The 10,300-nt window shown below is 55.7% G+C and carries 9 protein-coding genes; all 9 read right to left on the bottom strand.

The genetic code is table 11. The annotated features are described in order from the left end of the window. Window positions 1-92: 92 nt before the first annotated feature. The gene (locus tag HRF49_03940; GenBank protein MEP0813802.1) at window positions 93-1,802 is read right to left on the bottom strand and encodes a hypothetical protein; all 1,710 of its coding nucleotides are present in this window, start codon (window positions 1,800-1,802) and stop codon (window positions 93-95) included. Between the two features lie 16 nt (window positions 1,803-1,818). Further along, window positions 1,819-2,820, bottom strand: coding sequence for a type II secretion system protein (locus HRF49_03935; protein MEP0813801.1), 1,002 nt, complete (start codon window positions 2,818-2,820; stop codon window positions 1,819-1,821). A gap of 46 nt (window positions 2,821-2,866) precedes the next feature. Next, the gene (locus tag HRF49_03930) at window positions 2,867-3,817 is read right to left on the bottom strand and encodes a prepilin-type N-terminal cleavage/methylation domain-containing protein (GenBank protein MEP0813800.1); all 951 of its coding nucleotides are present in this window, start codon (window positions 3,815-3,817) and stop codon (window positions 2,867-2,869) included. 9 nt (window positions 3,818-3,826) lie between these two features. Further along, window positions 3,827-4,849 (bottom strand): prepilin-type N-terminal cleavage/methylation domain-containing protein, encoded by a 1,023-nt coding sequence (locus tag HRF49_03925; GenBank protein ID MEP0813799.1) that lies wholly within the window; start codon window positions 4,847-4,849, stop codon window positions 3,827-3,829. Window positions 4,850-4,873: 24 nt separating this feature from the next. Continuing rightward, window positions 4,874-5,788 carry a hypothetical protein gene (locus HRF49_03920; GenBank protein ID MEP0813798.1) on the bottom strand — a complete coding sequence of 305 codons (915 nt, stop codon included), beginning with the start codon at window positions 5,786-5,788 and terminating at the stop codon, window positions 4,874-4,876. Between the two features lie 77 nt (window positions 5,789-5,865). Then, window positions 5,866-7,380, bottom strand: a complete 1,515-nt coding sequence (locus HRF49_03915; protein ID MEP0813797.1) for a prepilin-type N-terminal cleavage/methylation domain-containing protein — start codon at window positions 7,378-7,380, stop codon at window positions 5,866-5,868. Window positions 7,381-7,588: 208 nt separating this feature from the next. Beyond that, window positions 7,589-8,569, bottom strand: coding sequence for a hypothetical protein (locus HRF49_03910; protein MEP0813796.1), 981 nt, complete (start codon window positions 8,567-8,569; stop codon window positions 7,589-7,591). Then, window positions 8,566-9,306: an MBL fold metallo-hydrolase gene (locus HRF49_03905; protein MEP0813795.1), complete on the bottom strand. Its 741-nt coding sequence runs from the start codon at window positions 9,304-9,306 to the stop codon at window positions 8,566-8,568. Before HRF49_03905 ends, HRF49_03910 begins: the two co-directional genes overlap by 4 nt. A gap of 101 nt (window positions 9,307-9,407) precedes the next feature. Next, window positions 9,408-10,280, bottom strand: a complete 873-nt coding sequence (locus tag HRF49_03900; GenBank protein MEP0813794.1) for a hypothetical protein — start codon at window positions 10,278-10,280, stop codon at window positions 9,408-9,410. Window positions 10,281-10,300: the final 20 nt, after the last annotated feature.

Genomic DNA, 10,300 nt, shown 5'->3' with positions numbered 1-10,300 from the left:
AAGCGAAGTTGTTATACCCACTCCACCGCACTGCCAAGCAAAAAGCGAAACGGGGCGGAACAATCCGCCCCGGCGCTTGATCGCCCGGAAATTCAATTCCGGTCGTCGTATTCCCGCAATTCCCAGTACCTGTCGCGAACGTCGAACGGGCCGCCCGTATCAATGGGAGAAGTGCTCCGATCCAGGCAGGCGATTTCACCCATGATCGTATTGTAATCGGCCCGCCGCTCTATGCCGATTCTCGTGTCGTTCGGGTAAATGGCAAGTTCCCGCTTGTAAGTCAGCTCCGGGTATACCATCCTCGAAACAACGACATCCTTGCCTTCCCCGATGTAAAGGTCCTTGAGATTTGTGAGCGGAATCGTGCGGCTGGGATCGGAATACGGTATGGGGCTGTCGGGATTGTAATAAACAGGCCGGCCTGCAGGATCCGTTTTGCGGCCGCTTTCACGGACTCGCTCGTCGATCACAGCGTTAGGTGTCGCAACCACGGTGATGCGGATCGCAGAAAGGTACGGAAGCCACCAAGCGGGCACCGGCTCATCCGGGATGCCGTCGCCGTCCGGAATTCCGTCGCAGTTTCCGAAATCCGTGCTCACGATGGGATCCAGTGCCTGGTTGTTGTCAACTCCGATTATCTGCTCTTCGTCGAACTCGAAGCTGCCGTAATTGCCGTTTGACAACCAGCCGTAAAAATCGAACGGGGCGTCACGCGGGCGGTCTGGCGGCTCGTTGTAGAAAACGTCTATGTTCCAAAAGTTGAACCTGGAGGCAGCGGCGCTCGCGTACGCTGATTGAGATCCGAATTGGGACGGGTCGAGGTAAATGTCATCGAAGCTCCAGCTCGTACGGGAATTGTCCATTACGTCTATCGGAACCAACTTCCAGCCCATCAGTACAGGGCTGTCAGGCCCATTGGAGTCGTTTGTATCCTCCAGATAGGCTGTGTCCGGATCGTTGGGATCGACCAGCCACACCGGAACCCTGTGGAAATATTCAAACTTCACCCGCGTAATGTTGGATGCTATGGGGAAGTCGAAATCCGCAAAACTAACCGCAGGATCGCCCACGACCGCGGGGTTGGGTGTGCCGCCCTCGGATGCGTATTCCTTTAACTCAAGGCGCATAGATTCGTAAAGCACAAATGACTCGCTCCGGTTCCTAACGGAATACGTTTCGGGAAATGGAGACGCTGGATCGGAGTATTGCCTGTTGTGAAGACGGTCAGACAAGTAATAGATCATATTTCCCGTCGTCGGGACGGCCAGCCTGAAAATGCTAGTCTTGGATGAAACGCGTTGACCGTTGAATTCAAGCAGATTGGGCTGTATTTGCTTAATCCCCCTGATGCTGTTGAAAAGGTCAAGCGTAAGGTCGTCTTGGTGCTTCAGCATCAGCCTGTCGCTGAAGGCCTCGCTCATCATGCAGCCGGCCGGCAGTATGTGCGGCGAGGTCGGATCGTTAACATCTTCCGGACGCCCCACCACGTATTCCGCATCTATACCGAAATCACCCGAGTTGTCCGCCGGGTTGTAAAGCATCGCGTCGTCCCAAAAGTTGTAGTTGCGGTCGACGGAGCGCGGGATTATGTTGGCCGATGCTATGTTGTCGGACAGGTAATTAAGCGCGTTTCGGGCGTTCGATTGAAGCTGGCTTCTGGTCTCCCCCTTTCGAAGCACCTCGAAGCTGGACGCGAGCACCGTTCCCAGCACGAGAATCACAATGGAAGAAATCAGAAGAACAATCAGGAGTTCGAGGACAGTGAAGCCCCGCACGTCCGTTTCTAGTTTTTTGCCAGACATTTATACACGCTCCAGCTTACTTGCGGCTGTAATAAACCGCCCCGTTGAACAGCCTGTAAACGGCATGTTCGTAAGGAGTATCAATCGCGGGCGCACCGGGAGGAGGCGGCAACGCGCCGGTCATTCCGGTAAATCCTTCCTGGCCGAATTTCTGCTGCTCGTCCGCGTACTTGTTTTCTTTCTGATCCAGGCTGCCGTAAGCAAAAATCATGTAGCCGTTTACCAAGGTTGAAAACCGGTATTGATCGTTGCCGGGCGTAGTTGGATCATCCGAATACGCGAATGTGCTTTGGGTGATAATCGGCACATACGCGAAATCCCCTGGGCTGAAAAAATGGTCGTCCGTGGCCAGCGCGTTAGGGCCGAACCAGTCGTAAGGATATCCGCTGTTCGGGACACCCGTGTATCTTACGCGGCCGGAGTCGCCCGGAATTTCCGCAATGCTGCGCGCCCTGTTGTTCATCGCGTAAATGTACGGAGTGAACGTCGCAAGATTACCGGCGTTCTGTGCTTCATACCTGAAAATGTTGTACATCGGCACAGCGGCGCCGCCGCCCTTTCTGAATTGGTTGTCCGGGTACTCCGAAAGCGCTCCGTCCAGAACCATCCGGTCGAAATATCTGCCGGTGTTTGTCGGCCCGTTGACGCTTCCTTGATTTCGAACGTCAAGAACAAGCTGCTTGTTGACGGTGCCGCCAAGAACGCCCGCAGAGTGCCCCGGGCCGGGATTGTTCGGAGGAAGCGCGGGCGACGCGCCTACGCTGAATGCGGGATCTCCGAGGCCGTATTCAGGGAACGGGGTCATAATGTCAACCGCGGAGCCGGGATAATGGCCGTCGTGGTTGGCGGCGAAGTTCGCCAGCGCCGCTTCAATGGAAGCAACCTGAGCAACCGTCGCTTGCTCTTTGGCTTTGTCCTGCACACCCTGGATTTTGGGCACGAGGACGGTGATCAACACGGCGATGATCCCCACCACCACCAGCATCTCGACTAATGTGAAACCCGATTTAGTATTCATTTTTTCACCCTCAAGGCGGATGGGCCAAAGCGGCCTTCACCGCGAACTAAAACTCAATCTTTCCACCGGTGTTCTGGTCGCGCTCGGACGCGCACGAACCGCCCGACGCGTAAAAGATTATTCCCGCTTCGAACGGATCCTTTTTGCCGTTGGCGTTCCAATCCTGTCGGATTGCAACTTTCCTAGGCGGCGGTCCGGGAAACTCGCTGTTATCGTAGGCTGAATAAAACGCAGCGGTAATGGGCAGATTGCCGTACGACCACAACTGGTAGCAGTCGATCAAATCGACTCCCCATTCGCCTGGAAGCGTTCCGGCCTCGGTTTCGACTCGATAACGCACTTTCCCTTTGACGACGCCCTTCGGGTCTTCCCACTGACCAAGGTTTTCGTCCCAACAGGGAAAATGCGTATAAACGAAATCACCTGACGAAACCGCCACATTTGCCCCCGGCGTAAACGGCTCGCCGTTTGCCCAAGACCAATTGATCACACCCATGGGCCTGTTCAAAAACGGATTTTTGGGATAACCGCCCGGAAGATATCCAAGAACAACCAACGGGTCCGAATACTGATGAAATTGCGAGACAAGAGCGCCCACCCTAGGCTGCGGCATAAACCTTATGTCTTGGGGCAGCAGCGGATTTCTTCTGACAGTCTCCAAATCGTAAAGCGCGCCGTTTTCGTCCACCCACCTGACCCCGCCGGCCAAACCCATCGGTGGCCAGTCGGGAGCTTGATCTTCCATCACAGGCTCCCTGTCGCCGACGTTCGCGTACCAGACAAGTCTAAGCGGATAAAATCCGCTGTGGTCGGTCCCGAACTGCTCCAATGCAACCTGAATCGATCGCGAATTGGAAACGACTTGGGTTTCGCGCGCTTTGGTACGAACCTTGTTGTACGCGGGAACCGCCGTTCCAAGCAAAAGGCCGATAATCACGATGACGACCAAAAGCTCAATCAGGGTAAACCCGCTTTTGCCTGCAAAACTTTTTAGCATATCAATCACCTACGGCGTAAGCACAATCGTTGCGCCCGCGAGCGCGTCATCAATGTCTCTGAACGCGTTTCCGCCCACCATTCCACCGAAATTGGCAGGCGTGGTGCCCTGGCTGTTGGCCTGCTCGGGCAACGTCAAGTTGATCAGATTGCGCTCGAAGAAATCGATCCTCAAGTTATCGTCAAGGTCGTACCCTTCAACGGGATTATTGGGATCCGTCGTGTCGACCCTGAAATATTTCTGGGAAAATCCCTTGCTTTCGGTTGTGTCTTCGCGGCTTGCACCCCAACCGATCAAAACGTAACCTCGGCAGTACTTGTAAAACTGCGACCTGGCATCGTCGTTGAGATTGGGCCAGTCGTTGATGAAATCCCAGCCCTGATTATTGACCGGGGCGAACGGAATATACGTGAAATGGCCCCGCGCGCGCGATTCGTACTCGGTTTTCGTGGTTTGGCCGGCCTGCCTGTTCGTCAGCCTGTTCCAGTCCACGCTCGCTTCATCGGTTACATCGAACAATCCCGTCTGCAAATCCGGAACGTACCAAAACAGGTTGGTCATCTGGCTCGTACGGCCGCTTCCCACTGACAAAAAAGGATTGGCCGGATACGATTCCAAGTATCCATTGGTGATCAAAGTATCGAGATACTCGACCTTGGGCGAAAAATCCGGGTTGTAGCCGGGCGGCAAGGTCACCGGGCCGCCTTCGGGCGGGGTCGCGCGCCAATTTTGAAAATCGGAGCCGTCGGATGGACTGCGCGCTCCGTCCGTTTCCACTCCGCCCAGCACGCCCGGCGCAACCGTCAGGTTCCCGCCGCTGTCCGTTCCCCAGTTCAGCCCCGGAAAGAAATTGTTGTGGTCGACGGCAAAGGACTCAAGCGCTACCTGAACTTCGTGAATTCCCGCCTTCACCTGTGTGTTCTTGGCCCTTGCTTTCGCGCCGGTGTAGCTTTTCAGGCCGATTCCGACTAGAAGCAACAGCACAACCATCACGACCAGAAGCTCCACCAGTGTGAAGCCCGTTTTTTTCATCAAAGACACCACCTTTCCACCGCCCTAGCTGATTACGAACCTGTTGGACAGGCTCACCCGTTTGTCGTCCACGGTCAAATTGCTTTCCGCGTTCGTAAGTGAAATGTAAAACGGGATTTGGACATAATTCAAATCCTTGAGCTGCAGATATGTTTCAGGAGCGTTGTTCGGAAGCCAGAAAACCGTGACCCAGCCTTTGTAGCCATATCCGCCGTCTTTGCTTCGCGCTTGGTACTTGTTCGCGGGACCGCGCGTTGCGGGATAGGGATCGTAAATCGTCGCACCTCCGTCCAGCGGATCGTCAGGCAAAAGAGCATCGGTATCATCGTCCGGCGGATAGGGAACAACCTCCAAAATCACTGTTCTGCGCCCGTAAATCTCGAATTTCTCTTCGCGCTGCTCGCTTCCGACGCGAGGTATTTCCACCGGCCCGCCGCCGCGCGCCACAAAGCCTCCCGGAGCGCGGTCCGGATTGTCCACGATAGGGTTGCGCCTGGGATCGCTGGTCGCCGCATCGCTCGTCGCGGGGATGCGCGAAAGAAAACCGATGGGTTCGTATTCGTATACCGTACTGGCCGGATCATAATGGTTCGCAGTGGGCGAATTGTCCCAGCCCTGCGTTTTGGGATCATACGGATTGAATAAAACCGGCAGCGGGTAATAGTACTGAAAACTTCTGAATGGAGGCCCGGGGTCGTAGTAATAATTCGCCATCGTCAAGTCAAGCCCCCCCGCGATGATGTCGCCTTTGGAAGGCGTGTTGTTCGCGCGAATTTGGTCCGGGGGAACCTGCTTTAATTCCGCGATCCTCTCTTGTGCAAGCTCAAGCGCCCTGGTGCGGATGCTCGCCTCCTCAATGCCGCGAAGCATCTTGCCGTAGAAAAACGCGATCGGCAGAATAGCAATGACCAGGATCGTGAGCGCGACGAGCAACTCCATCAAGGAGAAACCTCCGCTGTTCTGACTGCACCGCCTGGTCGTACTAATTTGTGCCACTTAAGTGTGCACCTCCGGTTCTATGGGACAAGGTAGTTACGCTGATAGCCGTAACTGGGTATCCAATTTCCGTAGTCACTAGCCGCGTCGTTCACGTTCAGCCTCGCATCGTTGTCCGGAATGAAAAACTGACGATCGTTCGGAGTGTAAGAGTCAATGTAATACTTACCGGACAACGGCCAGTAGGAATAAACCCTTCCGTTGCCTTCCCGATTGGACGCGGCGTTCTTTGCGATTTGGGCCGTGGCGCCCTCCAGATCCAGGCATTCATCCGTAACCATGAATACCGACCTGACCATGGGAATGCCGCTTCTCAACAGCACGCTTCCATGCACCAAATCCGCGTTGTCCTGCGGAGAGGACGGCGGAAAAGCCTCGGGGCGGTAACCCCATTCGCGAAGAGTGGCTCTTCCCTGCGGATCAATCGCGATAAGGAATTGCAGAAATTGAAAATCCTCGTAAACTCCGTCAACGGACGGATTTCCGTAATGCTTGACCAAAAATTTTGCCTTGTGCGGGTTGACCAGGAATACGTGCTCGCCCAATCGCCTTTCGAGAATCACGATATGGTCAACTATCTGGTCTTTCATCCTTGGATGGTCGATGCCGATGTCGAACTTCTGATCCTCCACCTGATAGGTGTTGGAACCGTCGATAACGGTTTTAACCTCGGATGAATAATCCGCGTTGTATTCCAGGATTTCATCGCGATTGCCGGTGTCGAACACCTTGCAAGCTTGAACATCCGGGCTTCGGAAAAAGGCCAGGTCGTTTGTGGCAATCGCGGCGTTATAGTCGTCGCCGACATAACCGCTGGAAACCTGGTAAGTAGTGCCGCTGCTCGCATCCCCGTAGAGCATGAACGGATAGAAAATCCTGGGCACCGATTCCCTGTTGATGTTGTAATCATCCCTCGCAAGCGAGTTGTTGGACAGAAGCAGGTTCGTCGCCGCATCGTCCCTCGGATACACCGGCTCAAGCGGGGCGCGGTAGGTTCCCGGATAGCCCTGGGTGGCCATCCACAGGTCGCCAAGATAATCGCGATAGGTGTAGGGCACTCCCGCAGGCTTGGCATACTGGATTCCGTCCGCGGTCGGAGTCCCCCATTGACTGTATGTGTATTGGATCGAATTTGCCGCGTTGCTTCTAATCGAAGCATCCGGGGGGCCCGTGTGGAATCGCGGCCGCGCTTCCACAATAATGTAACCCTTGCAAACGCGCCTAACCCCGGGGTTGTCAGGAGCAACCGCTTCTCCGGTGCCCCATACTTCGTCGTTCGCGGTCAGGCCGAACGGCGGCTCGATTTGATTCGGATCGAATTCGTAAAGAAAGGCAACGTAAACCATGTTGCCCGTTTTTTCCGCCTGGCTGCGCGCCCAGCGCAGATCGCTTGCGAACGTGTCGACGGAGCCCGCAAGCTCGCGCTCGGCTTTGCTCCCGATCAGGCCGCGCAACGCGATGGCCAGAAGGCCGCCCACGATGAGCATAACAACGAGCATTTCGATCAGCGTAAAGCCGAGCTTTCGTGCTCTCATACAAACCCCCGGACTCGAAAATCCGTTCATGACATTGAATTCTACCCGTTTATGCCGCGAGTTAATCGCCGCGATGCGCGCAGAATCCATGCCAATCTTAGCTTATTTGCTTTCAAGGCTGCAAGCAGCGCGCAGAGATATTAGACCGCTCTGCCGGGGAAGGGTTCCATTTGACATTCCGTGACAAGGCGGAAACCCTCCCGGCAAGTTATTTGACGAATTTCCCCAAGGCCATCAAAGCAAGTAATGCACCCGAAAATGCAGCGGTCGCAATCCAGTCCGATTTGGTCAGCCTCCTCGCATCGGGATATTTCACCAATACATAACTCATGAATGCGCCGGCTACGATCGGGAGAGCCGGGATCGGATAGCCGAGCACATTCGCGGCCGCGACCGCGGCGAAAAGCGCAAGCGCAGCTACGGGCAGTACGAACGGCCTAAGCCGTTTGCGCTCCAGCTCGAAGAGCCCCGGACCGATCAGATTGTCATCAAAGCCGAATCTGGCTGCCGCAGCGGTCAAAAAGGCGACGAAAATCCAATCCGCTACTCCGAAGGCGGGCGCAGGAACCGCTGAACCCGGCAGAATCAATTTGACAAGCAGGAAATCCGCCGGCGGCGGAGGACCTGCCATACCGCCGCGGTAAAACTTTCCCAAACTCTCCGCGATCTTCGAGGAAGGCCCCATGAATACGCTGTAAACGTCCGCAAGCGTCATCACAATGGCCACAGGCACAAGTTCGGACGCGCGCTTCAAAGGCGCCACAATCCACGTCCCGAGCAGTATCGCGATCGTAAGCAGGTTCGCCGTGCCGATATTCGCCGCAACCGGCTCCAATCGGCCGATGACTCTGGTGTACGCCACCAGCAATACCATAAGCAGTCCGCAAGAAATCAAAAGAAATCTGCGCGTTCTTGCCGCTGCAGCCGGCGACCTGCGCTCTTCGATTATGAACCAGGCCGTTGACGCGGTGGCAATGCTTATATACGCGGCGCCGCAAAGCAGAAATAAGGCAAAGTCCCCGGCGGCCGCCCCCTTCCAATCCGCGAACAAAATCCTGACGAGCTCCGACAACGCCAGCCACGCTGCCCATAAAAAAATAAAGGGCGCAAGCATCCTGAAAAGAACGCTTGGAGCCGCGCCAACCCTTTCCTCGGCCGCCGTGTTGCCCGTGTCCAAACCGCCGCTCATAGCTCTACATTTGCCCCGCCGCCCAGCGGATCGAGCACAGTTAATTCCAGATGTTTGTCTATATGGGCGGCCGAGAAAGCGTCCTCCACCCTTGTGACGCTGTTGTTTTCCTTGGATAAATGACCGACAACCAGCTTGTTCGGAAGCCGTGCAAGCGAAGCGATTCCGACCACCGATTGCCGATTTGAAAGGTGGCCCTTCGGACCGGCGATTCTGCGCTTAATCGCCTCCGGATAGCTGCTCTCCCGAAGCATCCCCTCGTCGTGATTTGCCTCCCAGACAAGCAAATCGCAGCCCTCGATTCCCTCAAGAACCCCCTCATCCCAGCATCCAAGATCGTTCGCGTAGCTGATTGTTTTTCCGCGCGCCTCCATTCTGAAGCCGAACGTAGGCTCCATATCGTGGGAAACGTTGAACGCGGTCAAACGGAAACCGTTCAATTGCTGCATGCCTGCCGCAAGCGGCGTAAATTTGGCGCCAATCGCCTTGACTGCCGGCCCCAGCGGCGCCGGCCCGAAAACATGAATTGAATACTTCTTAAGAAGGCTGAACAGGCCGCCGATGTGGTCGGAATGGCAATGCGAAATTAGAATGTGCGATATCTCCTCCGGCCGCCTGTTAATCGCGGTCAGTCCTGCGGTTATTTTTTTCGGCGAAATTCCGCAATCGATCAGCAGAAGCTCCCGCCCGGTGTCAAGCGCGTGCGCGTTTCCGCTTGAACTGGAAGCGATGGACAAAAAACGAACCCGGCTTTGCACCGGCGGATTATACATCGCGGTTTGTAAAAAAAAACCCGGGGCCGAAGCCCCGGGTCTTTGAATTCAAACGTTTAACAGAATTAGTTGGGAATCGAGTTCCCGTTCATCCTGTAAAGCGCGTTGTGGAGGAACTTCCTCCGCTCGTCGGTCTGGCGAGTTTCCCAGTTGCCGGTGCCGACCCACACGCAGTTGTTCGGAGTCCAGCCGCTGTAAGTGTAACGGCTGATGCTTGCGTAACTGGTGTAGATGCTGTTCCAGTAAGGATACGCGCCCGGAGTCCAGGTGTAAGCGATCGGACCCCAGTTCAGGAATCCTGGCTGCTGATACAGCGAGTAGACGTAGATGTAGGCTAGGTAATTTGTGCTGGTGCCGCCCGGAGGAATTCCGTAGCAAAGCCCCGCCGGGCCGTCGCCAGCGCCGGTGCCGGCGCCGCTCGGCCAGTAGTACGGAGAGAGCCACGGAATGTAGGTGGGCGAGCCGTAGTTGTAGGAAGTCGTGAAGAGTGACGGATAGTAGAAGTAGCCGTACGGGTCGTTGATGCCCACGCACCGACGCATCACGTTTTGCTGATCCGTAGTCAGGCTGGAAGTGGCGCTGTACATGTAAGTGGTGAACAACATGAGGTTACGCCTCGGCGACGTGCCGCCGCTCATGTAGCCGATTATCTTGGTGGCTTCAGTGCTGTCAATCGGGAAGTTGCCGGTGTAGGGGCAAACCCAGATGACAACCGAATAGCCGTTCATCTGCGCAAGAGTCACGGCTGACGATGAAACAATCGTGCACTGCTTGCCCATTTGCGCCAGCAGGTCAGCCTGAATCGTGTTGCATTGCGTGGTCGCGCCGTCATTGACGATCAGGTAACCCGAAACGATCGTCAGGCTGTCCGTCCAGGTGTAGATGTCGAATCCGGGCAGCGGGCCGCCGGTGTCGGTCACCCTAACCGCCGGATCCATATTGGTTCCGCCGTCCGTCA

The organism is bacterium (genome assembly GCA_039961635.1).
In the GTDB taxonomy this organism is placed as follows: Bacteria; 4484-113; 4484-113; order JAGGVC01; family JAGGVC01; genus JABRWB01.
The sequence above is the reverse complement of the archived record's forward strand: the minus strand, read 5'-3'. Positions and strand labels throughout refer to the sequence as shown.

Coding starts and splice junctions, on each gene's coding strand:
- HRF49_03940 (MEP0813802.1), bottom strand. CDS start 1,802: ATGTCTGGCAAAAAACTAGAAACGGACGTGCGGGGCTTCACTGTCCTC.
- HRF49_03935 (MEP0813801.1), bottom strand. CDS start 2,820: ATGAATACTAAATCGGGTTTCACATTAGTCGAGATGCTGGTGGTGGTG.
- HRF49_03930 (MEP0813800.1), bottom strand. CDS start 3,817: ATGCTAAAAAGTTTTGCAGGCAAAAGCGGGTTTACCCTGATTGAGCTT.
- HRF49_03925 (MEP0813799.1), bottom strand. CDS start 4,849: ATGAAAAAAACGGGCTTCACACTGGTGGAGCTTCTGGTCGTGATGGTT.
- HRF49_03920 (MEP0813798.1), bottom strand. CDS start 5,788: ATGGAGTTGCTCGTCGCGCTCACGATCCTGGTCATTGCTATTCTGCCG.
- HRF49_03915 (MEP0813797.1), bottom strand. CDS start 7,380: ATGAGAGCACGAAAGCTCGGCTTTACGCTGATCGAAATGCTCGTTGTT.
- HRF49_03910 (MEP0813796.1), bottom strand. CDS start 8,569: ATGAGCGGCGGTTTGGACACGGGCAACACGGCGGCCGAGGAAAGGGTT.
- HRF49_03900 (MEP0813794.1), bottom strand. CDS start 10,280: ATGGATCCGGCGGTTAGGGTGACCGACACCGGCGGCCCGCTGCCCGGA.